The sequence below is a fragment of the Croceibacterium ferulae genome (assembly GCF_003660445.1).
In the GTDB taxonomy this organism is placed as follows: domain Bacteria; phylum Pseudomonadota; class Alphaproteobacteria; order Sphingomonadales; family Sphingomonadaceae; genus Croceibacterium; species Croceibacterium ferulae.
In genome coordinates, this window is record NZ_QZVQ01000020.1 from 1 (window position 1) to 23,307 (window position 23,307).

The following is a 23,307-nucleotide window of genomic DNA, read 5'->3' on the forward strand; positions in this document are numbered from 1 at the left end:
CAGCTATAAGCCTCGCTGCCGCCGTGGCATTCTGGCTCTGAACGAGTCTGGACCCTAGAGCATCACCACTTCGAGTTCGACTTCCTCGTCGGTGGTCTCTTCGCTTGGCATGACGCGGTAGGGCTGCAGCTCGCACCGCGTCCTGACCACGGCCTGCGGGCCATAACCGTCCTCGCACATGCGCTCGGCAACGCGATCGGCATTGTCGCGGCCACATAGGCGGCGGCGGAGCGGTGACAGAGGCTCGGTGTCCATGACTTCGGTCCTTCCCATCATGTCAGCCGAAGTACGTCTTCGGCGGTTTGCGATCGGGCACGATCTCGAAGGCGAGCTTCATCAGATTGCGCACGCGGTAGCGACCATAGCCGTTCAGTGAGGTCAGCACCATCCTACGCCCTTCCGTGCGCACCCGGAACTCGGCTACCTTGGACCCATCAGTGAACTCGAGTGGTTCGGCAAAGCGGATCATCGTGCCGTCCTCAAGTTTGCGGCTCGCGAGCCGGAGATTACGGTAGCAGCGGTTGCGCCAGTCGAGCTTGTACGGATTGTCGCTTGAGGACAGCAAGGCCAGCACGCTGGCCGGACACTCGGCTTCGCACGGTCCCATGCTTTCCGACAGTCGGGTAGGGTTGGTGCTGCTCAAAGAGTCAGCCCTGACCCCCCCCCCCGCCGAGCCGTACGTGCAGCTTTCACTGCATACGGCTCTCCGCTGCGATAACACCATTCATCTTCCGAGTATCGGACAAGCGTCCACGGTGTAGGTCGACATGACATAGGTCGCACAGGACTCTCGTCCTACGCCGCCGCGCAGCCTTCATCTCCGCAGCGGAACCACGGTGTGCAACATCGGCCAGCCCTTCGACATGATGAACCTGACACGGGCGGTCCGTCCGCCCGCACGCCGAGCATTGCTTGGCGTTCTGACGATCGACCGAATTCGTCCGGGAGTGAGAATAGATCCCGGTCCGAGGCGGGATATCCACCTTGGCCTTATCTACCCACCCACGGTCCAAGTACATCAGCTACCAGACCTTAACCGACCGAGGCTGGCCGTCGACCACATAACCGACGCTATATTCCTGCCCCGACCTCATGCGGGCGGCAACAGCACGTACACTACTCTTGTGCTTGCTGGCCAAGGTTTTGAACATACTCCAGCATTGGATGAACTCCAGCCTGTTGAGCTTTTGCTTCACGTCCCTCGCCAAAGCGTAGTAGTTCGCAAACCCCCGCAGTTCGGCGTTATATGCAAGGACGATCTCGACATCGCTACAGCTAAGAAGGATGGTCCGATGCTTGGCCTTCAAAACGGCCATATCACCATACCCCTTCCTTGCGGCAAACCCGAAGACCTTCTCCCAAGGAACGCTGAGTTGCATCACCTCTGACGGAGGCCGACGGCTGAAGTGCCGCGAGCCACGCTGGCTCCGCACTGTCCATTGACGTCCCGTATAGGTTCGCACCTCGTAACCGAGGAAGGCGGCTCCATCGCTCGCCTTTCGAATACCGCTTTTCTTCCGGATACGCTCAGTGCCAACTCGGTGGTCAGGAACGACCCAACCTCCGCGAGAATACGTCGCGCATCGTCTTTGCTACCGATAACACCGATAAGAAAATCATCAGCATACCGGCAGTAGCGAAGCCGGCGATATCCGGCGTCCATGGCGTCTCGCGACGGCAAGGTACGCATCTGTTTCGACAAAGCTTTGATCTCCGCGGTTAAAACCTCGACCGCTGCAAAGTCAGCGTTATCGCTGGCCTGTAGATGCTTGATCCGCGCTCGTCTTTTAGCGATGCGCGCTGCCACTCTCCCGTACTCCGGGTTAGTGGCACGGACCTTTCCCTTCTCAAAGGCAGCTATCCGACCTGCGATGAACTCATCGAGCTCATGCAGGTAGATGTATGCCAAGATCGGCGAGACGATCCCACCCTGTGGTGTGCCGCTGTAGGTCGGACTATGCGTCCGCCCCTCCATAACCCCTGCCTTCAGCATGTCGCCAATCAGGCCAACGAACTTCTCGTCGTCGATCCGCTTGCGTAACAGCGTGAGCAAAATGTCATGGTCGATATCATCGAAGAATGCAGAGACATCCACGTCAACAAGCCACTTCACGCCCGTCCAGGCGACTTTTACATGTTCAAGCGCCGTGTGACACGATCGTCCCGGTCTGAATCCATGGGAGGCGTTCGAGAACACCGGCTCATAGATCGTCTCGAGAAGCTGGCGCGCCACCTTTTGGACGAGACGGTCGTCGCGCGTGGGTATCCCCAGCGGACGCCGCTTTCCCTTGCCTTTCGGGATGAACACCCGACGCACTGGTTTCGGTATATAGGCTCCGGTCGTCACGCTGGCGATCAACGGATCGAGGTCATCGGAACCGAAGTCCGCGAAAGTCTCGGCATGGATGCCCGGCGTCATAGCCCCCCGATTGGAGGCAATCTTGCTGAGTCCCCGCTCCCAGAGAAGCCGAGACCCCATCAGACGGTAGAGCCCATTCACCCGTTTGCCCGACGCTGCCAGCGTCGGAATGGCCTCCAACCGGGCCATCACAGTTTCAGGTAGCATCAGCACACCCCATGATTACCGGTTGAAGTATCGCAACTGCCGCCCTTCCCCCGGTGGTCCCCGTCTTCGGCCTGGTCGCCCGTTCCTTATGCGGTTGCACCGTCTCCCCTGCGGGGAGCTGTCCCGGGCGTTACCTCAGGCGTTTAAGTAATATGGCGGCTCCGTACCCATGCAGGTCGGTCGAAGCCGCCTGTTTAGGGCATCCCGTAGTTACACTGATCGGAGATACGACGCGCTTAGGTGTCCCGTTCATCCACTGAACCCCTCGACGAGAGGCGCGCCGGACGGGCTGAGGAGCAGAGAGCCAAGACATGAGACCCTTGCCATCGTCCGGAACTGGCGTGTCAGTCGCTTTCGCCAGAATCGCTATATAGATCGCTGCAGACTGGGATTTAAGCAGTGTAGCCTTCACCATGCGCGTCTTGCCCTGACCGGCATCGACCCTTTACGACTGGGCCGCATTCGGCCTTGCTCCAAGCATGCTATTGTCCCCCGTCCGTTTCCGGATTTCAGGTCTTTTGAACCCGAGGTTAGCTTGGTGGGCAGAGGCTTCCTCAACTTACCTCATCATTGCTGATACTCCTTTCAGCGCCACAACGGCGCACTATCCTTGTATGCGAATATGTATTCGTCGGCCGGGTGGGGATTCCACCGCACCAGGCAGACGATCGCAGTCACCTCGAGCACCTCCCCGACCCCGGTGTAGCTTTCCACAGCGGCGTAATAGGTCTTGCCCGACCAGACACTCTTGAGAACCCGCAGGCCATTGATCTCCTGATCATCGGCCTGGCGCGGCTCATAGGTGAGCTGGGCATCCAGGTAGGCCTTCGGTGTCTTGTGTCCGCCCATCGAACTGGCGGGCATGGAGAGCCATCCCATTGCGTTGGTCCTTTCTAAATGAGGTTGCCCTGCCCGGGGGCGGGCAGCTTCAGGTCGCGCATCAGGCGCGCGGCAAAGGCGGGGATGTCGCGCAGCGCGGTGATGTGCGCCTTCTTCAGCGTGTTGCCCGGCTGCGCCCAATCAGGGCGGCGCCAGGCTAGGTCAGGCTCACCAAGCCGCTGCGGCGACAGGCGCAGGTAGATGCTCTCGCTTTGCAGCGTGTGTTCGCCGGCGAACCTGGTGGAGGAGGTGAGGTAGTTCACCTGATAGTCGTTGCGGCTTAGCCCGACGGCGGTGGCGATCTGCCGCAGCGCCCGCTGGCCTTCGCGCTGGTAGTGTCGCAGTTCTTCCGGCCGGTTGTCGCAGCCACGCAGCACCAGGCTGACGATTGCCGGCTTGTGCTTCAGTTCAGCGAGGCGGGACATACACCGCTCGCGCAACGGTGCGTCTTCGGGGTGGTCAGCGGCGACCGTGCCGCAGGTCAGGCGCGACAATCGGCGGCTCAGCAGCTGCACCGCCGGATCCTCGCCAGGCTCCAAGCCGGCAAGCCGGCTGTCCGCTACCGCATCGGTCACCGCCTGCAGGCAGGTGTCGAACGTCACGAGGCCTTCCGGGGCAAGTGCCCGTCGATAACGATAATCTATGTCGCAGGTGCTCATCGATCGGCTCCATCATCAGGTCCGATCGTTCCCCTCCCCCTCCTCTTTGCTGGCGCCGCGGTCTCAGTTCAACGTGACCGGCTCCACCGCCACATAGGCCATGTCGCCAGCGAATGCCTCGGGCGCGGCGATCGCGATCGCGCGCAGCAGGATCAGCGGATCGCCGCCTGGTGGGTGCGGTGTGTGCGGCCCAGCCCCTGGATAGCGCGATCGGCGCGCCACCCCGGCTCCAGCAGGAAGTGAACCCGCTGCTGCCGGTTCTTGGCGTCGAGGCTCGCATGGTACGAGCGGCCGGTGCCGCCGGCATCCGAGAACACCAGCACGCGCTTGCCGCCACCCATGAAGGCGTCGGTCTCGGCCTGATTGGTCCGGCCCGAGCGGGTCTCCAGCTTCTGCGAGCCGTCGGACTGCACCAGCAGGCGCTTGGTCCGACCGGTCACCTCGGCCACGATCTCGGTGCCGTAATGCTCAATCAGCCCGTCGAGCGCCGGCTTGATCGGCGGCATCGCGCAGATCTGTTCGATCATCTCGGCCTTCTTGGCTTCGGCTTCCTGATTGTGCACCGGGCGCCTGTCATCGTCGAACATCGGCATGGAGCGGACCTCGCCGGTGTCATCCTTGTAGGTGACCATCTGCTGGGTCGGGAAGGCCCGCTCGAGATAGTCGATGACGTTCTCACGGGGCGACAGATCCACCTCGAGCGCGGCGCGCTCCTCGGGCGACAGCGCATTGAGCCGCCGATCGAGGATGCTTTCGGCCGTCGAGACCAGCTGCACCACCACCGACTGGTCCTCGTCGAGGTGGCTGTCGATCGCGGCGATCAGGCTTGGCAGCTTCATGCTCAGCAGCACCTGGTTGAAGAACCTCTGCTTGGAAGATTCGAACCGCGAGCGGGCGGCCGCCAGGGCGCCGCTGTTCTGCGTGCCGCCCTCGATCGGGTCGACCACCTCGGTCAGCGCCAGCGCTGCCTCGAGATTGCGATGGATCACGGCCCAGGCATCCGCATAGGCATCGTAGATGGCGATCTGGTCGGAGGTCAGCTCGTGCTTGAGGATCTCGTACTCGACCCCGGCAAAGCTGAGCCCCCGGGCCTGGTACAGCCCCATCGCCTTCAGGTCACGGCTGACCAGCTCCATCGCCGCGATGCCGCCAGCGCGGATCTCGCTGATGAATGCTTCACGATTTTCGAACGAGGTGCCGGGCCCCCACAGCGGGAGGCGCACCGCATAGGCAAGGTCGTTCACGTCGGACGCGCCGGTCGCGGAGGCGTAAAGCACACGCGCCCTGGGCAGGTGGTTCTGCAGCAGCACGCCGGCGATACCCTGCTGCGAGCCCTTCTTGGCGCCGAGCATCCCCTCTCCGCCGGCGACACCGCCCATTTCGTGGCTTTCATCGAACGCGATCACGCCGTCGAAGTCAGCTCCGGCCCAGTCGAGCAGCTGCTTCAGCCGGGTCGCATCCTGTCGCCCGCTGCGCAGCGTCGGGTAGGTGGCAAAGATGATCCCCTCGTTGTGCGGGATCGGCTGATCGATCTTCCACGCGGAGAGAGGCTGGATGTCGGCCGCCATGCCGCCAAGCGCCGCCCAATCCCGACGGGCGTCCTCGAGGAGTGGCTCGTTCTTGCTGATCCATATCGCCTTGCGACGCCCCGCAAGCCAGTTGTCGAGGATGCAGCCGGCAACCTGCCGGCCCTTCCCTGCCCCGGCGCCATCGCCCAGGAAGTACCCCTTGCGATAGCTTTCGCCGTTCGCGTCAGGTTCGAGCCCGACGCCTTCCGCCTGCGGCTTGAACGTGCCGGGCAGGAACTGGTCCCAGGCATTGCCGGCATAGATCACGGTCTCGAGCTGCGCTTCGGAGAGCCCGGCTTCCGTAATGATCCGCTCGGGCAGTGTCGGGGTGTAGGCCGGGATCGGTGCCGGGATCGAGCCCATGGCGACCGACTCCACCAGCGGTGTGGGATGACCGGCGGCGCCGGCGATCTCTATCCGGGTCGGGCGATAGGGCAGGTAGACGCCCTTCTGCTCACCAAGCGCGCGAGGCTGCTGCAGAGCCTCGTAGCTGACCGCGGCGAGCGCATGGCTGCGGGCAACCCGCTTCGGCGCCGCTGCCGGGCGCGGCGCGGCCCGCATGGCCCGGAACAGCGAGGGCTTGGCCGCCGCCTTCGCAGCCGTCGCCGGCGTCATCCTGACGGGTTGGGCACGCAAGGGCCGCCGCGTAGGAATGGTGACCACGCTCGCCAGCTCCGCCACGCTGTCACGCACGATCACCGTCGGGCTGATGTTCCCTGGCGCCTTGTCGATCACGTACAGCCGCACCGCGACGCTGGTGCCCTGCTTCTGATAGCATTTGGTCAGCCGGCAGGAAGTGGCCACCGTGCAATCTGCCAGCGTCTCCTTGTACGCCGCCTCCATGCGTGCGCTCGTGGTGAACCAGTCGGGCATGATCGCTACAATGCGACCCCCGGGCGCAGTCTTGGCGATTGCCGAGCGCAGGTGACGCACCGCGGCGAAGCTGTCACTGCCCCTCCCTTCCGAGCGCGAGAATGGTGGGTTCATGATGGTGATTGTCGGACGCACCTCCGCCGCCATCAGCGAGGTCAACATGGCCCCGTCGACCCCGGTGATCGTGGCACCTGCGAACAGCAGCTGCAGCTTCTCCCGGCGTCGGGCATCGAGTTCGTTGAGGTGGAGCGCCGCCACCTGCGGCAGCATGACGGCGAGCATCCCGTGCCCGGCGCTGGGCTCGAGCACGATGTCGTCAGCCCGGGGCTGCGCCACGATGGCGGCTAGCGCAGCGAGGTCAGCCGGCGTCGAGAACTGCTGGTAGCGGATCTGGTCTTCGCTGCGCACGGTCTGTGTCGGCAGGCTCTGCACCAGGTCGCTGTATCTGGCGACGGTGGCCAGGTCGGTCGGAGAGGATTGGGCTGCCAGGTGCTGCACGACCCCCGCTTCCATCATCTCGAACGCGTCGCGCTGGGTCCACTGGCCATCGGCGGAGCCGCCGCCGTGCAGGTCGGTCATGGCCGCGAACAGCAACCGCTTGTCAAAGCTGGTACTGGCGATCGCGGACGCGATGGCGGTGATGGTGGCGTCCATCCGGGTCGCCTGGTGGTCGAAGGAATCGGTCATTGCACGCTCCTGATGCTGATGCCCCCACCAGCATCCCCCTCCTCTTTCGCTTGTCCTGGGGCGGGGTTCGGAGCGTCAGGCGCAGGGCGGAGCTGTTGCCTCGTTGACGGCTGACCAATCCTTGTGCGGTGCCGGAGGTGCGCGTCGCTCGATGGTCAGGCCGGCGCGCCGGTAGGCGGCGACCGCCTTCTCGGCCGCCCGCGCACCTTCGGCATCCCTGTCCTCGGCGATCAGCAGCAGACGCCGGGCGCCTAGCGGGGACCAGCACACCATTCCGTGGAGCTGGGTGAACGCTGCGGCGTCCTCGAACGATTCCGCCAGCGCCAGCACCGTGCCGTTCAAGGGAGGTTGCCAAGCGCTGATGCCTGGCCGTCCGAGCATGAACTTGCCGCGGTGCCAGGAGGTCTCGGGATCGAGCAGGATCCGCTGGATGGCAGTCAGCTCCCGGCCATGCCGTACCCCCACCAGCAATGCTGGAAGGAACCGGGTCAGCGGCTTGGGTCGGAACGGGCAGCGCGGGTGAAACCGAATGTCGGGGAGATCGCAAGGGAGGTGCCTCCGGGCGAGATAGCGCTCGGCCAGGGTGCCTTTTACCTCTCCCGCCTGGTCCCACAGCCGCTGGACATTTGCAGTCCCCTGCCCTGCCCTGATCTCCGGCAACGGAGCGCCACGCTGAGGATCCAGTCGCCCTATCTTGCGCAGCACGGTTTCGCGATCGCAGCCGGCAAAGCAGGTGACCAGGATGCCTTTGTCACCCTGTCGGATAGATAGCGACGGCGTGTTGTCGATGTGAGCGGGGCATCGGCACGTCGCTTGAGCACCGTTCCAGGTGCCGCCTAACGCGGCCACGATGTCCACGGTGTCCTGGCTGGGAGGTTTGGCGATTAGCATCTGGCGAACTCCTCAATCGCCGCCTGCCCTCCCCCTTTTCTTTCTTCGAAGGAGCTCACCTCTCGTAAGCTCGAATCTTACTTAAGCTTGAGGACCGAGTAACCTTGCTTCTCCAGGAGCTTGCATGCCTTCTCGTCAAAGGAGGCATAAATTTCGGCTCCAAGCCATTTGCCTTGGTAGGCAACGATGCCGTCAGCAAAGTCGCCGCCTGCGTCGGCCTGAGCCAGACCAGCCTCGACCGCCATTGTGTCGAGCCTGACTTTTGACGTAGCGGCCAAGGTACGGATCGCACGAACAACATCCTCGCGGCTATATTCGTAGCCCCATCGAAGAACCCAGAAGAGCTCGCAAAGCACTGTCACCGGAATCATGATTGATGTGGCGTCCGCAAGTAAGCGTTGCGCCATAGGGGCCTGACGCTCGTCGTCTTCAGTCAACACCCTCACCAGAATGTTGGTGTCGGCAGTAATCCTCACCGCTCGGAAGCCCAGCGCGTGGCGATCAGTTCGTTCATCTCGTCCACCGAGAGTGCCCGCTGATCTTCGCGCCGCAGGAGCCCAAATGCCGCCTCGATGTCTCCGCCGGGGTGTGCAGCCTCAAGCTCCACCCTTCCATTGGGGAGCTTGTGTAAAACCACCTTCGCGCCGCTTCGGACGCCCAGATGCTGCAATAGGTCCCTTCGCAAGGTGATCTGACCCTTTGCAGTTATCGTCAGGGTGGTCTCAGAAGATGTTGTCGCCATGTTTAAGCTCCTTGACCTATAAGGTAAGGCGTTTCTGCCTTACAAACAAGTTGCCATCGCCCGGCAAGCGTTCGGCCACCCCGCAGAAGGAGTGGGCTGCGAGCTGACCGTTCGCTCGCTTCGATGGACCTTGGGGCCTCTGAAGGCTGATCCGGCACGGTCTCACGACGTCCCTGAGTTTTGTTGCTAAGTCAGTCCAAGCTATGAGCCAGCGACAAAAGCTATTGGGAGCGCTCCTGCCGTCTCTTGACGTAGCTTGTGACGAATGCGTCCCACATTCGGAGCCACTCGTCACGCGAACGTGGCCTCGAGAAATCAGGACAGCCGGCCCGAAACTCACCGGCCATTTGGTCAACATCCCACGGAGCACCCTTTTCTCTCCCAAGGTCGAGATAAGGTCTGGCCTCCTCGCCATAACGCAAGGAGTGTTCCGGGAATGCCACCTTTGCCGAACCGTCAGGGAGCTGCTTCTTTCGAAGTGGGACGGTCCGGGGCACCTCAATCGCCGTGCCCTTGCTCGGAGCGGAATGTGCGGCGAGACGCAGGTGGGCCCCAACCAGCTTGCGTTCGAGCGGCGCAGGCGACGGGTACAGCACCACCTTGCGTCCGGACATATCCACGTTCGCGTTTGGATAGACGGAGGAGACCAGTTGCATCGTCTCGCGCACCGTCTGACGAAAGCGCTTAGTGTCAGCAGCATTGCCGAGGTGTTTCGCCAGCTGCTCCCAGGAGATTGGCTGACCCTTGTCAGAGGCAATCCTCGGCAGCCGATAGGCAAGATAGGTGTAGAGATCGAGGGCTGTTGGAATGCCCTTGAGCTCCCGCACCGCAATTTCGTTAAGCGGAACGGCATGTTCGACGAGATGGTTGTAGAAAATCTCCGACATGCGGATTTCGCGCGCGAAAGTGCCGTTGCGGTCCAGCGAACCAGAATATTCATTGGATATCTTCACGTCGCGTACTGCGAAGGCACTCTCGTCTGACGTTTGCCCGTCCCAGCGGATTTGCCATTCACATGCCAGTAGGCGATCAACCTGCTCACGCATGAGATTGGCAGTGCCTCGGGGACCGTAGGAGACTGTCTTGTAGCCGAGGCGGCGCATCCAGTCGGTGAAATTCCGCCCCAAATAGACATCACGCGAACGCTTGGTCACCGCTTGCGAAAGCAGATATATCAACGCCACTCTGGGATATGAACCATATGGAACTCCCATACTTCGCATCTGCGCACGGCCATCAATCGTCTGGAGGACCGGCCGCGGATTAATAGCTAGGGCGTATTTTCCGTCTTCCCGGATGATAGGCAATGTATCGTCGGTAGGGCGCTTCGTGGGCAACGACATGGCGCACAAGGCCGAGTGAAGAAACGCTGGAACGGGCTCTTCGTCCTGAACGCGGAGGAACGCATCCAGCGTAAGCTGCGTCCTGGCGTCATGAGCCACGCTGCGAACCTCAGCCTCGCCACCGACGAGCATGGCTAGGGCATATTGGTGGCCTATTGGCATCGTGCTGTCATGGCTCATCAGGCTGGTCCCTTCCCGCCTCGGCTGAGGCATCTCGATCCACAAGCCTGCGGCAGAAATCAAGCACTTTGGCGATTTGGAGGTGATTTAGCTAACCAAAGCTACAAATTTACCGATGATCTCGGTGCCTTGGTGCACTTCCTAGCACCAAGGGCAGACCTCCATTGGATCAAAATGAAAGCCGATTCGGAGAATCGGTTGCTTAGGAGATTCTCTTAGTAGGTATGCGCTCCGACATCATCGGTCCTTTCGCACCGAGATCAGCGCTTCATCGCACCGAGATCAGCGCTGTGCACCAACATCATCGGTGACAGGCCGAATCGAGCTGTCCCGCAACTCGAAAGCTCCCGGAAGCTTTGCTAGGGCACCGACATCATCGGACGGTGTGGTCCCTTCAGGTCGTTTGCCGCAAAACTGCACCGACATCATCGGTTGCGTTGGAACTTTGCTGGCCATATGTTGCGACAAACCTCCAAACGAAGTACCCGTCTGTTCGAAACCTGCAAGGCGGAGTGCAGATGGCCACTAAACTTTCTAATAAGCCCCTAGCCGCAAGCGCCGGGACCGATGATCTCGGTGTCCTGCATCGTAAAGCTTCGACCATTCTGAAGCGGTTGCGCGATAATGCTCTCGATCCCGGTACAGGACAGAAGCATGGGCCGACATTCGCGATCTCGAAGGCTGCCAAGCTAGTCGATCGTACGCCATCGGCCATCCGAGAAGCCGAAAGGGACGGACGCCTACCTGCCCGCGAACGCACCGCATCTGGACACCGCCTGCAATACTCGTTGGCAGAGTTGGATAACATGCGCGAGGTCTTCGGCACTCGTCCTTGGCGCGAACCGGACGACGTGCCCGCCATTATTTCCGTTTCCAACTTCAAGGGTGGAGTCGGAAAGTCGACCATCGCTTTGCATCTTGCTCAAAGTCTGGCGATCAAAGGTTATCGTGTCTTGCTGATTGATTGTGACAGTCAGGCCAGCACAACCATGATGTTTGGGTACCGTCCCGATATTGACTTGGGCGAGAACGACACGCTCTACGGCCATTTCCATGATCCCGAGCTGCTTGGGGTGCAATCAATCATCCGGAAAACTCACTTCTTTGGTCTGGATCTCATTCCGGCGAACCTGAAGCTGTACAATCTTGAATATGAAATAGCGGCGCACCTCGCGCGAACTCACAGCTTTGATATAATCGACCTGGTGTCGGAAGCGATCCACAGTGTCGTTCACGACTATGACGTTGTGGTGATGGACCCGCCGCCTGCGCTCGGAATGGTGTCCATGGCGGTCCTGCAGGCCGCCAATGCAATGATTATCCCGATGCCTCCAAGCGTGATCGATTTCTCATCTACTGTTTCCTTCATCGACATGGCACGTACGACCATGCAGCAGCTTGAGGAGGCCGGGAGTAGAGTTCGGCCCGCTTACAACTTCATTCGCGTGCTCGGGAGCCGGGTCGACGAGAGTAAGTCGATGCACCGGGAGCTGCTCGCCATGATGCGAGAGGTTTTTGGGGGCTCTATGCTGAGTTCGGTTATGCCGACCAGCGCTGAAATTGACAACGCAAGTTCGCGCATGAAGACGGTGTATGAGCTGGAGCGTGCTGTCACTTCGCACGAGGTGCACACGCGCTGTCTCAACCATTTGAACGCGGTCTGCGACGACGTCGAGCGAGACATTTTGCGGACGTGGAGCAGCAGGGCGGGGAAGGGCATGATCTGACGTTGCCACGTGGCAACAACAGCAAATATGAAAGTAGAATCAGGTATTTGGCGTTCGTTTGCCGATGCTCGTGAGCAAAGAGCGTGGGACGATCGTCGGAGCGCACGCAGGCTTGTTGCCACGTGGCAACAAAAGCGTCGCGGACCAAAAATTTAAGGATTGAGCCATGGCGAAGGGTAACAAGGGTTTCGGTGCATCGCTGACCGCGGGTCTTGGCGAAGAGGCGGAGTTTGAGGTTACAGCTCCGGCTGACAGCATCATGGCAAGTCGTAGCGACGCGTTGACAAGGCTCGCGGCTGGCAAGGTCGTGACCGACCGCACTGAGTTCGTCGACCCGACACGTTGCCGGCCTTGGCGCATGCACAATCGCGATTTGGACCATCTAAACGAGGAATCGTGCCGGGATCTCATCGATGCATTCTTGTCAGCAAAAAAGCAGCGGATTCCGGCCGTTGTCAGGCGGCTACGCGGTGACCCTAAGTTCGATTACGAGATCATCGCCGGGGTTCGTCGATGGTGGACGGTAGGTTGGCTACGGGAGCATCACCATCCTGAGTTCGAGTACCTCGTTACAGTCCAGCAGCTGGCTGACGAAGAGGCGTTCCGGGTCTCAGATATCGAAAACCGCGCGCGCAAGGATATTAGCGACTGGGAGCGCGCGCGCGAGTACTCCCAGGCACTCCAGGAATTCTACGACGGTCATCAGAGCCAGATGGCAGAGCATCTGAACATCTCGCGCTCGTGGCTCTCGCGCCTTCTCGATGTCGCTCGTTTGCCACCGGAGGTTGTCGTCGCGTTCGCCGATACACATGACGTAACCGTACGGATCGCACGGGATCTGAAGCCACTGACCAACGATGCTCGGATGCTGGAAACGATGGCGGAAGAGGCCCAAGCGATTGTTGCAGAGCGTGCGAGCGGGGCAGGTATAGCAGTGGGAGCGGCTGTTGCGAAGCGCTTGATCGGCGCGACGACGAGACCAAAGACGGCCGGCCGGAAGAGCGGACCGGAGGAGATCCGGAACGAGGCTGGTAAGGTCATGCTGACGGTCACCCGGACACGTGGCGGGGGAATTACCGTAAAGGTGCACCCCAAGGCAGTTGTCGATAAGGCGGAGGTCATCGCCGCCTTTGCAAATTTGCTCTGAACGAGGCGGCATTGTATCTTGAAAGAGATGATTTCGGGCAGCGCTCGCCTGACGTGATTAACGTCGGCAGATTCCTACCTTATGGAGCAAGGTTACAGGCGATTGGTTTTTTGGGCCAACTGCTAGCGTCCAGCTGTCAGACCTCGCGTGATCAGACTGGATCGGCTTCGCCGGAGCCGATCCGAGCTAACATGGCGTCGATCGCCGCCATTTCGTCATCGAATGTACGCCACGTCGGTAATGACGATGGGGGTACCGGGGGAGGGCCGGGCGGTCGCCCACGTCGGGCTGCGACATAGCCAAATTCGATCGCGAGATGTGGACTGAGATAGGTGCGCCATGAAGTCCGGCCACTGACCTCAACCAACAGGCCGAGCTTGGCTGCCCGCGCTAGCAGCTTGCCAGCTCCCGAAATAGACAGGCGAGTTTGCCGCGCGACGCCGCGGGGTGTGACGATCCCGTCACGCTCGATCATGCCGATCAATCGATCAAGCGCTCCCGCTCGTGTCTCTTCGCTCAGCATGCGGGCCGCGTGGTTGGCGCCAGTCTCCAGCCGGGCAAGCCGCTTGCGCGCATGCAAGGCTGCGCGGGTTAGCTGACGCAAGCTCCGGCGGACCGATGCTGCAGAGTTGCGCGGCCGGTGGCGCCATGCTGGATCGATGATGACCAGCGCCGGGAGCACAGCCTCGCTCAGGCCGAAGGCCTGCAGCAGGCGGGGCATCACCGGGAGTTCTCGCGATGGCTGTTGCTGCACCTGATGGGCGGCGAGCGCCAGCAGCCGTAGCAGGGCGGGAGAGGCGTCCCACCCCTCTGGCATATCGACGGGCGCGTCGACCAGTTCGCGCCAGTGTGGCACCGCGCGCATCTTCAACGCGGTCTTCCATCGCTCGAGCGAAGCGCGATCTTCCTGGGTCAGCGTTGCCGGGAGTTGGTGGGGCAGGGGGATTCCGCGAAGCTCGCTGAAAAGATGGCTTTCCGCAACGTTGCTGCCACGCGCGCGCAGTCCCGTTGCAAAGCCGGTAAGCACCGCCTCTTCGTGCCATCGCCTCTGGCAGAAACTGGCGGAAATTCGTGAATCCAGGCGTGCAATCGCCAGCGCTGTCGCCTCGAGATCTTGAACGAGTGGACCCGTGAGCGGCGTCTGGATCAAGGTAAGCCAGCTATCCTGCATACACCCTTGTAGACCGAAGACGTCGTCCTGGTCTACCTTGAGGAAGTGGCAGTGGTGATAATGGCTGATTATCACCATGATTGAACTCGTTTGCGGCCTGTGGCACACCCGCGATCATGCCCGAAACAGCCCTTGTGCCGTCCGTCGCCACCGCGATCCGTGACCTGGTCGCCGACGTACGCGCGCTCGCGCCGAAGCACGCCGCGATCGATCCGGCGCTGGTCGTTGCCGCCGTGCGCGGATGGTCGGCCAACACGCAGCGGGCGTTCCGCTCCGATCTGGCGCTGTGGGACCGCTGGTGCCGCGCACTTCAGGTGCGGCCGGCGAACGCGGATGGCGGGACAGTGGCGGCGTGGATCCAAGCGCTGAGCGGGGAGGGCGCCCCCAGCACGTCAGCTAAGGCAGCTGTCGGAGCTGTGCGCAAGCCGGCGACCATCGCGCGCTACCTGGTGCAGGTCGGCACCGCGTACCGCTTGGCTGGCTTGCTTGATCCGACCGCGGCGCCGATCGTGCGCCTGGAGCTCAAAGCCATGCGCAAGCGCCTGGGCGTGCGCCAGAAGCAGGCGCTGGCTTTGCGCTACAAGGGCGAGGTAGCCGATTTGGCCGAGCCGCCAAAGGGGCCGTGCGTCGCCACACTGCTGCGCGCCACCCGGCGGGATTGGTTGGGCGCGCGCGATCGGGCGTTGCTGGGGGTCGCTTACGACACCGGCTGCCGCCGCTCCGAACTGGTGGCGATCCGTGTGGACCATGTGTCGGTCGAGCCGGACGGCTCCGGCTTGCTGGAGATTCCGACCAGCAAGACCGATCGGGCAGGGGAGGGGGCGCTGGCCTATCTCTCGCCGCGGACGATGGAAGCGATCCGCGCCTGGCGAAAGGCGGCCGAGATCACGTCAGGGCCGCTGTTGCGGCGAGTCGAATGCCATGCCGACGGCTCGGTGCGGCAGGTGGGGGAGGCTGGCCTGCATGCCAATTCGATCACGTTGATCTATCGCCGGCTGATCCGTGACGCGCACGCGAAGAAGCTGCTGGGGCCGATCAGCGAGGCGGAACTGGTGCGGTATTTGCGCGAGGTTACGAGCCATTCCATCCGTGTGGGCGTGGCGCAGGACAACTTCGCCGCTGGCGAGAGCCTGCCGGCAATCATGCAGGCCTATCGCTGGCGAGATGCGCGCACGGTAATGCGGTATGGTTCACGATTAGCTGCGAGAAGTGGCGCCAGCGCGCGGTTGGCGGAGCGGTTCAATGACGTCTGAGTGCAAAGGTCCTATGCGGGTGAACCGGGTAGGAGTTGGCTAAAGACTAATCCCGCGCCTCGTCATCTCGCGCCCGGCAATCTCTTTTAGGACCGACGGCGGTGCGCTTTCGAATATGTCCGCAAAATCGGGAGGGTCGTGGTCACTTAACGCACCGACTGTCGTCTCGATCTCTGCAAGATGCTTCTTGGCACGCCTGTCTTGATCAGCACGCCAGGTGACATGAGTTTTTCATCATCGCCGCACCATAGCACACGGGCATTCACGTGGGAGCCGCAAACACGCGGTCGCTCTGCCCTGGCATGCCGGGCCTGACCATTTTTACAACGGCGCCGTGCTAATTCGCGCCTCCCCGCCAACATTCCCGAAACATCCCGCTGGCGCGGGTCGGAGCCGTGTGCTTTGGCGTATTGGTCGGGTGCAGTCCTCTGTCCAGCTGTTTGCGCGGTCGGTATACCTCGCCGCGGGTCATGACCGCCCAGACGATCTGTGCGGTGTTGTTGGCCATGGCGGCCGTCGCCACTCGCACGGGCTTGCGCGTCAGCAGATCCGCCAAGCGTGGATCGACCATGCCAGGATGATGCTTGGCGATCGGTAGAATGGAGAAACCGGCCATTGCTGGTCGGGTTTCAAGAGTCGGGAGGGCGCCGAAGCCTGCGCGAGAACCGACGGCTTAATACCGGAAAATCACAGTTCGATTGTGAGTGCCGGCAAGCCTGAAAGCGCCAAGCTGGCGCTATCTCCATCCGCAAAAACATAACCTGCGGCTTTGCCCATATTGATCGCTTCATTTTGGTGGCAGTTCGAGATGCGCGCGCCGGCGATCTGCGTCATACCGTTGGCCATGGAACGCACTCACCTTCACATCGTCGGCGGTACCAGTCGCTCTCGCGCTGAACAGGCCCGGATTGCTTTCGCCCTTGGACACCATGCAGAGGTTTACAGCGGGTTGGATGAGCTGCTCGAACGCGCGCCGGGTGAGGGCATCATCCTGGCAGCGCACGACACGGTGACTGGTGGCACAGCCGGGCTGATACGCCGCCTGAGCGAGGCTGGTGTGTCGCTGCCGGTGGTTGTCACGGCTGACAGCTTCACCATCAACGACGTCGTCGATGCGATCACTGACGGCGCTATGGACTGTCTGTTGTTGCCGCTGGAGATGAATACGCTTGCTCGCCGCCTGCAGCGTGTCAGCGCAGCTGCCGGCCCGTTGGTGGAACTTCGCCGCCGGCAGATCGATGCCCGGATTTGCATTAATCAGCTCAGCCGGCGCGAACGGGAAGTGCTGGAATGCCTGGTTGCTGGCAAGGCCAACAAGCTGATCGCCCGTGACCTCGACATCAGCCCGCGTACGGTAGAGATCCATCGCGCCAACATGATGAACAAGCTGGGTGCTGGGCATGCCGCTGCCGCAGTCCGGTTGTGGATGGATGCACAGCTTGGCGCGCAGATCATGCCTGTGGCGGTCAGCGCTACGCCGCTGCTGCACTCGCAAACCCCAGCGCCGATCAGCATCGCGCATACGCAGGCCGCCGCCCGAGCTCACATGCCCTCGGCTCATCTGCTGCGCTGCGCCTGACAAGCCATTAGCCTGGCGTGCTGTAGCTGCTTCGCGCGAGAGGTCTGTGCTGAAGCAATCGGGAAAAGAAGGCTTGCCCGGGGGGCGGGCGAGCCATTATCGGCGGAGAGTTGCTCAGGGATCACCATACTGTGCACAACGTCAAGTTGCGCCAGCATTACCAGAAGCTCGCATTGTTCCGATCGCGAGGTGATTGAGCCAGTCAGGCTGACGCCTGCAGCCTTATCGATATAGGTCAATACCGAGCCGTTACGGGTAAGCACCTAGAGACGTTGACCAGAGAGAAGCAGGTAGGCACATCGGTATGATGATCTCGCTATTCTTTGCAGCGGCTAGCCTTTTGTTCTCGCCGCCCAAAACTCCGGTGACCCTGGAAGAGGTGTTTAGCGACTGCTGGGAGCGCCAAACCGTGCGATATGCATCCACCGATAAGCGTGCGGACGATGTCGTCGCCGCTGCGTTGGCAGCGTGCGAAGCCCAACGGCGAGCGCATCGAGTAAATGCCCTTCGAGGTGTTAAAAAGAGCCCGCGCCTATTGCAGGTGCAGGCGGGTCTGCTGGATCAGTGGGAGGCCTATAGACGCGGGCAGATGCAGCAACGGGTGCTGGCGGAGCGGCAAAGGGCGTAAAACCACGCTCCTGCTGCTTCCACGGCCCGGTTCAGGCTATCGGAACACCGAAGTTGGACAAGCTCAGCACCGAAAAGTCAATCTGCTCCTGATCAGACCGTATACTCATCTGGTTCGTCGCTATCGATTTTTTTATCAACAAAGTCTTCAAGGGGTTCATCGTCGTCTTCGGGATAAACAAAGTCGAGTGGATTGAGGCCAAGTTCAGCAGCCACTTCAAGCTGGGTCGCGATGACCACAATCTCGCCGCCATCTTCCATCTCGATTAGCGTTGTGCCCTCATACTTCCCGAGTGACAGGTGAACGACTTCTTCCGAGTTGATGTCCATGTCTTCGCCGTCCGGCGTGTCGAAGTTTGCTCGCGGCATGGTCGCTCCTAGGTTTGAACCATCCAGCAAACCATGGCTGCCCGGGGATGTTCCAGTCAAAAGACGTCGTCGGTGAGATAAAGGCGACTTGGTACTCTCGCGAATGTTTTAAGATTAGATGTCGCATATGTTGCGGCTTGTGCGACATCAGACCGGCTATGGTGAGTGGTTGAGGCCTGTCTGCATTCGGGTTCCTAAATAACGTCGGCGGACGTTTGATGAGCGCCAGAGCAGCACCGCAAGTCTATCTAAGCCCCCTCCGCGCCGCTCTGCAGCACAGCATTACAAACGTTTGTTGAAACACAATCTAGGAATCGACCGGCCGCGCGCCGGGATCGAGCGTCTCGCCGTGAGAGGGGACCGCTGCCATGTGGACCGCTATTTCGGAACGTTACTTTCGTTCCGATGCCGATCCAGTCCGCTTGTCGAGCGCTATGTTGAAGTGCCAGGGCTTGGCGTCAAGTTGCGCCGACTCGGGTATGTGCCACCAGGCGAATGCTTCTCTCAGGCGTCGTGCGCACCAAAGCGCAAAGCGATTACAAAGTTCGTCGGCGATTGCCCCAAACCAGCCAGTGCTAAGAAAGATGAACGTCAAGTCACAGACTAGATCGATCAGTCACATCGTGGTGCCCCCGCCGACTGCGTACACGGTTTGGGATGAGGCGGTGTAGCCGGCGCCGTTGATGAAAAAACCTTCTCCGCGCACATAGCTCCCCGTCAGCTTGAAACGCGTACTTTCCCATTGACACCGACAAGTAGCCGGATCTGATCCGATCCGCTTGACCCACTCCTGCCGGTAAGCTATCCTCTCGCCCCGACACAACTGACGTGGATTATCGATAGATTTTTCTGGCGAATAGAAGATGCTGCAGTCATCCTAGATACCCTGAAGCGTGGACTGGCCTACTTGGCTCGGGTCTGGCAGAGCCTTTACAATCAGCCACACCAGCGCACAAATGCGTTCACGTCTCACAAATTGCGTTCTACACCTCCAGTCAGAGCTTAATGCCTCCGATCGTGCAGTTATTCTCGACGTCTCAACGAATCAGGAATAGGATCCGCCGAGTGGCAAAAGGCAGTGTCTACGTTCCAATTGTTTGCGAACAATGCGCAAAAGAATACTGGAACCTGATTGCGGATGGTAAGCTCGATATTCACGACATTGCGTGTCCCTCTTGTAGTTACGTAAGCTGCTTCACGGATGAGCAAATCGGCACAATCGTTTCGCGGGTCGAGGCGATACAGCTTGCCGCACACAGCTACGCTCGCGAAGAACTCGGCTTATCGCTCAAACGTGTCACCTGCGACAGCAAGGTGCTACAGTTTCGATCGAAGGACTGACGCAAGCTCCCCAGCGGTGTTAAGCGAGCAACTAGGCTATCATCGCCCGACTACTTTCTTTAGCCTTCGGCGCTGCGCCAGGCTCACCGCAGGAATTGCCCTTTGAGGCTGGTGGTTTAGCAGTGCTATGGGCCGGGCGTGCGGCGAAGAGCGACCTGATGCAGTAAGTCTGCAACGCGTTTGGCGCGTCGATCACGCGCTACAAAATAATAGGCGACCTCAATCCGTGAGCTGCCGCAAGTTCTCGGCGCGGCCACGGCACCGCGGCCAGAAGCCACCGAGCTCTATGAGACGAGCATCGGTTATCGCTTGGCCGCGAAAGGCAGCACGCTCCCGCGCGACACACTCATAGTGCGACCGGCCGATTAGTCAGCAGACCAAACTTACCCGTAGCCGAACAAAGCGGAGCGTCGGCGCGTCCGCATCGCTATCCCTTGTTGCAACGGCGAGGTGGTGAGCCTGGACCTGGGAAGATCGCCTGTTCTGTCGCACCCGTGTTCATGCCGTTTTCCTGCTCAACCAGGCGTGCTGCGGTGGTGCCAACAACCTGATTTTTCGCATCCGATCCGACGCTGCTACCGGTTCGGCGCGTTGCCCGGAGCTGAATGCTTAGCGTTGGTTAGGCCGTGCCGAAATTGTTGCGAATTTGGATCACTATACCCTGCGTCTGAAAGCGCAGCTGCCTTTGAGTCCGGCAGTGGGGTCGAAGTTCTAGCGGTAACGGAGAAGGCGATATTGCTTGGAGCAGATTAGTCAGGCTGACTATGTCGGCTTACGGACCTTTCTGGCGATCGTGCGAGGCACTCGACGACACGAACCACAACCTGCCTGTCCGGCGCCGAGAGTGCGCGGAAATTGCTGAGTGCATGCTGTTCTTCAATCGTCAGGGAACTGGCAACACTCGCGGCATGGGGCTTGGAAGGCTCATTAGACTCTCCAATCAGGTACTCAACAGATGTACCCAGTATGCGGGCGATATCAGGCAGAAGACGAGATCGTTGCGTTTGGCCTTGTATCACTCGAGCCATCGCGGCTGGCGAGCAACCGACGCGCCTAGCTAACTCGGTCTGACTGATCTCGAGCAGCGCCATTCTGGCTTTCAAACGCTTAGTCGAGCAATATTGTTTCACCGCTTGATCCTCCGTATGGCCGCCACAGCCTGAAGTACTCTTTTCAGACCACAACTTGTTCTAGAACACCAAGCCCTTACGATATATTCGGACATTGGCGATCGCGACCCTATTGGATGTTATCTATATTCTTGACAGATATTCAGTCTGACTGAGCCGTAATCAATGGACAATATGGATCCGAGCTTTTTCCAGCCATTGTATTTGGAGCGATTTACTTAGCATTTCGGGTGGGCGCCTAGTCTCGGGCTCGCATCCGTAGCTGATGACCTATCCTCAATTTTGCGTAGCATTCAGTTTGCCATTGTAGCAAAACAACACTCGTGGCGGCCAGCGGGTCCGACTTAGCCGGAACCGTCGGAAGCACTTCCCTCGTTCTGCCCGGATGAAGGAACGGCGGCAAAACTCGACGACCCGGTGCCAATTGCAACGGTCTCACCTGCCAAAATTTCACAATGGCGTTTGCTGGTCGAGGCAGATTCCGCTGCTTTTGTAGGATCGCGCAAGAGTATCAAGGATTCGAAAGACCGCCTGCTCATCGGATGATGTGAGCACACGTAACTGCGTGATAAAGTAACTTTCTTCTGGCGACAGAATGCCGGCACACAGGCCCAAAACAGCTTCGTCGGTTTCCCCGACCAAATAGGCGACAGATACCCCCAGCTCTCGAGCGATGGCTGGCAAGAGACGGGACTGTTTTGTTTCGCCTTGTACTATTTTGCTCATCGAAGCTCCAGAGCAACCAACTCGACGAGCTAGCTCTCCTTGACTTAGATGCAGAGCCTTCATCTTCAGCAGCATCCGTGTCGCCTTTAGATTTTCTTGCACCGTCTATCTACTCGCTTTCAATTTGTTGTGGCGGCATCTATTCCTAGCTTGTAGCACATCCTACGAACCCGTTCCGCACTTCAACTAGAGTGAGGTTTGCTCTTTGCACCGAGGTCAGGGTCACTATCCTTTTCGTAGCAGCGACGATCGTAAGGCCATGGTCGCCTCTCTGTCTCCGTTCATCTACCCGAAGCAAATCAACGCGGTGGCGTGGATGGCGGCCCGCTTTGCCTCTCGTCAGCCGAGCGCTGAAGCTGATCCAGCGACGCGATATGTACGATGCCGATGCTCCGGTGCGACCGCGCATGATCAGCCTAAAGGCTTGTGCATCGGGCGGCAACCTGAAGCCCTTAGGCATTCCTGGTGCAAAGGTAGAGTGCTGCTGCTAGCAGAGTTCGCTACCCCACATTTGCTACAAGGGAGCTGTCTACGTATCGGCTCTTGACAGTTCTCCAACCCAGACCGGCCCTCGTCACGAGTGTCCGCCGGGCGCATCGGGGAGCCTCAAAGGATAGTGAACACATGACCGTGAGCGACGCACTGTAACCGAAGCTTCCGCTTGGTCGCACAAAAAGCCGAGCATCGCTGCGAGCCGTTAATCTTTGGGAGTTGAGAACCTTCGCCGGACCTTCTTAAATCAGTCTTTGGAAGCGGATTGTCCGCTCCCCAACCAAACCTCGCCGTCCATCAACTCGATCAGAGCGCCGGAAAGCGGCGGTGAGAGCGTGATGATTGAACGGCCGGACTCTGGAGACGGGACTGCCACTGTCAACGGTCGCTTCGGGGTTCAGGCTCGCGGCTGACACGCGCGTCTACCTGTGCTGAAGTGTCGCCCCACAATCGCCCGCTCACAACTCGGAACGGACCTTCGGCATTGTTGCGGTTCAGTACTTGAGCTGCCGCAAAAAAGCTCCAAGTGCAGCCAGTGCAATCGACGAGACACCGATACCGGCAGCTGTAGCCGCGGCCTCACGGCGCTGATCGGGTCGGCACCGACAGCCATCAATCCCGCCCCGAACGGCAGGCGGACCAAACAGTGCGCCGCTTCCATCGTCAGCCGGATTGGCCTTTGCAATCCAGCTGTTCATGAAGCCGCTCATGATTGTCGCGTCGAGATTGGGTGGAAAGAAGAGACTGTGCTTGAGTGCGAATGTGGGCGCGTCAGGCGCGGTGGTGTTGCGTGGTCGGCCGGCGAGCCGCACGGCCGCATCGCCGCCGTTTCTTGTGCGAGCGAACCCGGCGGCGGTGAGAGTTTCGCTCCCGTGTATTTCGCGGCGTGACCGATGCCGGGCGTGTCAACGAATGTAGGGTAGGCGCCGCACACATGGATGCGCAGGTGCTTCGAAAGCTCGCCGCGCGGGGCTTTAGCATCGTATAGCGACGCTTATCTCTGGTAAAGGCCGCTGATCATTGCCTGCCACGTGGATCAATCCGCCAGGCAGTGCGGTGGTGACGGAGTAGTAGGTGCCCGGGACGACTGTGGCAGCAGAGCTCAATCTGCACAGATCGCCAGGCGCGCCAAGGAGGATAAGTTGGTGCTGTCTGATGACCAACCTTGGCATCAGGTCACTCAGGCAGCCTGCTCAAAGCCTTGTAGAGGTTGGCCCTGACTGGACGGCGCTACTGTTGGACGACCCGAGAGGAAGCCTTGTGCTTCGTCGCAGCCTTCCAATTGCAACGGGCGCAGTTGCTCGTCATTCTCAAGTCCCTCCGCCAACACCGGCGTGTTGAGACTTCGGCCGAGGGC

Annotated in this window: 25 protein-coding genes; 6 read left to right on the forward strand and 19 right to left on the reverse strand. The window is 60.4% G+C overall.

Annotated elements, in window-relative coordinates; all coding sequences use genetic code 11:
• Positions 1-54: 54 nt before the first annotated feature.
• From D5S08_RS15595 to D5S08_RS15640, 12 genes are all read right to left on the reverse strand, one after another.
• Entirely contained in the window at positions 55-255 is a 201-nt protein-coding gene (locus D5S08_RS15595; protein WP_126665616.1) for a hypothetical protein, read from the reverse strand.
• A 22-nt stretch (positions 256-277) separates the two neighbouring features.
• Positions 278-643, reverse strand: coding sequence for a DUF6927 domain-containing protein (locus D5S08_RS15600; protein WP_126665617.1), 366 nt, complete (start codon positions 641-643; stop codon positions 278-280).
• A 46-nt stretch (positions 644-689) separates the two neighbouring features.
• Positions 690-1,019 (reverse strand): HNH endonuclease, encoded by a 330-nt coding sequence (locus D5S08_RS17430; RefSeq protein ID WP_338323007.1) that lies wholly within the window; start codon positions 1,017-1,019, stop codon positions 690-692.
• A 3-nt stretch (positions 1,020-1,022) separates the two neighbouring features.
• On the reverse strand, positions 1,023-1,379 hold the full coding sequence (locus D5S08_RS17250) for a group II intron reverse transcriptase/maturase (RefSeq protein WP_241557471.1): 357 nt from the start codon (positions 1,377-1,379) through the stop codon (positions 1,023-1,025).
• On the reverse strand, positions 1,379-2,566 hold the full coding sequence (locus D5S08_RS17255; RefSeq protein ID WP_241557470.1) for a reverse transcriptase/maturase family protein: 1,188 nt from the start codon (positions 2,564-2,566) through the stop codon (positions 1,379-1,381). The genes D5S08_RS17250 and D5S08_RS17255 overlap by 1 nt, the downstream gene beginning before the upstream one ends.
• A 585-nt stretch (positions 2,567-3,151) precedes the next feature.
• On the reverse strand, positions 3,152-3,445 hold the full coding sequence (locus D5S08_RS15610; RefSeq protein WP_121120125.1) for a hypothetical protein: 294 nt from the start codon (positions 3,443-3,445) through the stop codon (positions 3,152-3,154).
• 14 nt (positions 3,446-3,459) lie between these two features.
• Entirely contained in the window at positions 3,460-4,104 is a 645-nt protein-coding gene (locus tag D5S08_RS15615; RefSeq protein WP_126665618.1) for a hypothetical protein, read from the reverse strand.
• Between the two features lie 152 nt (positions 4,105-4,256).
• Positions 4,257-7,232: a strawberry notch-like NTP hydrolase domain-containing protein gene (locus D5S08_RS15620; protein ID WP_121120127.1), complete on the reverse strand. Its 2,976-nt coding sequence runs from the start codon at positions 7,230-7,232 to the stop codon at positions 4,257-4,259.
• Between the two features lie 75 nt (positions 7,233-7,307).
• Positions 7,308-8,123, reverse strand: a complete 816-nt coding sequence (locus D5S08_RS15625; protein ID WP_121120128.1) for a DUF7146 domain-containing protein — start codon at positions 8,121-8,123, stop codon at positions 7,308-7,310.
• A 77-nt stretch (positions 8,124-8,200) separates the two neighbouring features.
• Positions 8,201-8,599 carry a type II toxin-antitoxin system VapC family toxin gene (locus D5S08_RS15630; protein ID WP_121120129.1) on the reverse strand — a complete coding sequence of 133 codons (399 nt, stop codon included), beginning with the start codon at positions 8,597-8,599 and terminating at the stop codon, positions 8,201-8,203.
• The gene (locus tag D5S08_RS15635) at positions 8,596-8,865 is read right to left on the reverse strand and encodes an AbrB/MazE/SpoVT family DNA-binding domain-containing protein (protein WP_121120130.1); all 270 of its coding nucleotides are present in this window, start codon (positions 8,863-8,865) and stop codon (positions 8,596-8,598) included. Before D5S08_RS15635 ends, D5S08_RS15630 begins: the two co-directional genes overlap by 4 nt.
• Positions 8,866-9,086: 221 nt before the next feature.
• Entirely contained in the window at positions 9,087-10,388 is a 1,302-nt protein-coding gene (locus tag D5S08_RS15640) for a replication protein RepA (RefSeq protein ID WP_121120140.1), read from the reverse strand.
• 518 nt (positions 10,389-10,906) lie between these two features.
• Between D5S08_RS15640 and D5S08_RS15645 the strand changes: the two genes are divergently transcribed.
• Both D5S08_RS15645 and D5S08_RS15650 read left to right on the forward strand, forming a co-directional pair.
• Entirely contained in the window at positions 10,907-12,115 is a 1,209-nt protein-coding gene (locus tag D5S08_RS15645) for an AAA family ATPase (RefSeq protein WP_121120131.1), read from the forward strand.
• Between the two features lie 166 nt (positions 12,116-12,281).
• Positions 12,282-13,262, forward strand: a complete 981-nt coding sequence (locus tag D5S08_RS15650; protein WP_121120132.1) for a ParB/RepB/Spo0J family partition protein — start codon at positions 12,282-12,284, stop codon at positions 13,260-13,262.
• A gap of 151 nt (positions 13,263-13,413) precedes the next feature.
• On the opposite strand, the gene D5S08_RS15655 is transcribed toward D5S08_RS15650, so the two are convergent.
• Positions 13,414-14,511, reverse strand: a complete 1,098-nt coding sequence (locus D5S08_RS15655; protein ID WP_121120133.1) for a formate dehydrogenase accessory sulfurtransferase FdhD — start codon at positions 14,509-14,511, stop codon at positions 13,414-13,416.
• 38 nt (positions 14,512-14,549) lie between these two features.
• Between D5S08_RS15655 and D5S08_RS15660 the strand changes: the two genes are divergently transcribed.
• Positions 14,550-15,686 carry a tyrosine-type recombinase/integrase gene (locus D5S08_RS15660; protein WP_121120134.1) on the forward strand — a complete coding sequence of 379 codons (1,137 nt, stop codon included), beginning with the start codon at positions 14,550-14,552 and terminating at the stop codon, positions 15,684-15,686.
• 337 nt (positions 15,687-16,023) lie between these two features.
• On the opposite strand, the gene D5S08_RS15665 is transcribed toward D5S08_RS15660, so the two are convergent.
• Both D5S08_RS15665 and D5S08_RS16810 read right to left on the reverse strand, forming a co-directional pair.
• Positions 16,024-16,302, reverse strand: coding sequence for a hypothetical protein (locus tag D5S08_RS15665; RefSeq protein WP_121120135.1), 279 nt, complete (start codon positions 16,300-16,302; stop codon positions 16,024-16,026).
• Between the two features lie 71 nt (positions 16,303-16,373).
• Positions 16,374-16,532, reverse strand: coding sequence for a hypothetical protein (locus tag D5S08_RS16810; RefSeq protein ID WP_155522993.1), 159 nt, complete (start codon positions 16,530-16,532; stop codon positions 16,374-16,376).
• Here D5S08_RS16810 and D5S08_RS15670 point away from each other — a divergent pair.
• Both D5S08_RS15670 and D5S08_RS15675 read left to right on the forward strand, forming a co-directional pair.
• The gene (locus tag D5S08_RS15670; protein WP_121120141.1) at positions 16,531-17,265 is read left to right on the forward strand and encodes a response regulator transcription factor; all 735 of its coding nucleotides are present in this window, start codon (positions 16,531-16,533) and stop codon (positions 17,263-17,265) included. The genes D5S08_RS16810 and D5S08_RS15670 overlap by 2 nt on opposite strands.
• Positions 17,266-17,569: 304 nt before the next feature.
• Positions 17,570-17,893, forward strand: a complete 324-nt coding sequence (locus tag D5S08_RS15675; protein WP_121120136.1) for a hypothetical protein — start codon at positions 17,570-17,572, stop codon at positions 17,891-17,893.
• 92 nt (positions 17,894-17,985) lie between these two features.
• Here D5S08_RS15675 and D5S08_RS15680 read toward each other — a convergent pair whose 3' ends face one another.
• Positions 17,986-18,261 carry a hypothetical protein gene (locus D5S08_RS15680; protein ID WP_121120137.1) on the reverse strand — a complete coding sequence of 92 codons (276 nt, stop codon included), beginning with the start codon at positions 18,259-18,261 and terminating at the stop codon, positions 17,986-17,988.
• A gap of 1,065 nt (positions 18,262-19,326) precedes the next feature.
• On the opposite strand from D5S08_RS15680, the gene D5S08_RS16590 reads away from it, so the two are divergent.
• A complete protein-coding gene (locus tag D5S08_RS16590) occupies positions 19,327-19,602 on the forward strand; it encodes a hypothetical protein (RefSeq protein ID WP_126665620.1) in 276 nt (91 codons plus the stop codon).
• Positions 19,603-20,351: 749 nt separating this feature from the next.
• On the opposite strand, the gene D5S08_RS17555 is transcribed toward D5S08_RS16590, so the two are convergent.
• From D5S08_RS17555 to D5S08_RS16595, 3 genes are all read right to left on the reverse strand, one after another.
• Positions 20,352-20,732: a helix-turn-helix domain-containing protein gene (locus tag D5S08_RS17555; RefSeq protein ID WP_421757478.1), complete on the reverse strand. Its 381-nt coding sequence runs from the start codon at positions 20,730-20,732 to the stop codon at positions 20,352-20,354.
• 450 nt (positions 20,733-21,182) lie between these two features.
• Positions 21,183-21,533: a helix-turn-helix domain-containing protein gene (locus D5S08_RS15690; RefSeq protein WP_126665621.1), complete on the reverse strand. Its 351-nt coding sequence runs from the start codon at positions 21,531-21,533 to the stop codon at positions 21,183-21,185.
• Positions 21,534-22,444: 911 nt separating this feature from the next.
• Positions 22,445-22,660 (reverse strand): hypothetical protein, encoded by a 216-nt coding sequence (locus D5S08_RS16595; RefSeq protein WP_126665622.1) that lies wholly within the window; start codon positions 22,658-22,660, stop codon positions 22,445-22,447.
• Between the last annotated feature and the right edge of the window lie 647 nt (positions 22,661-23,307).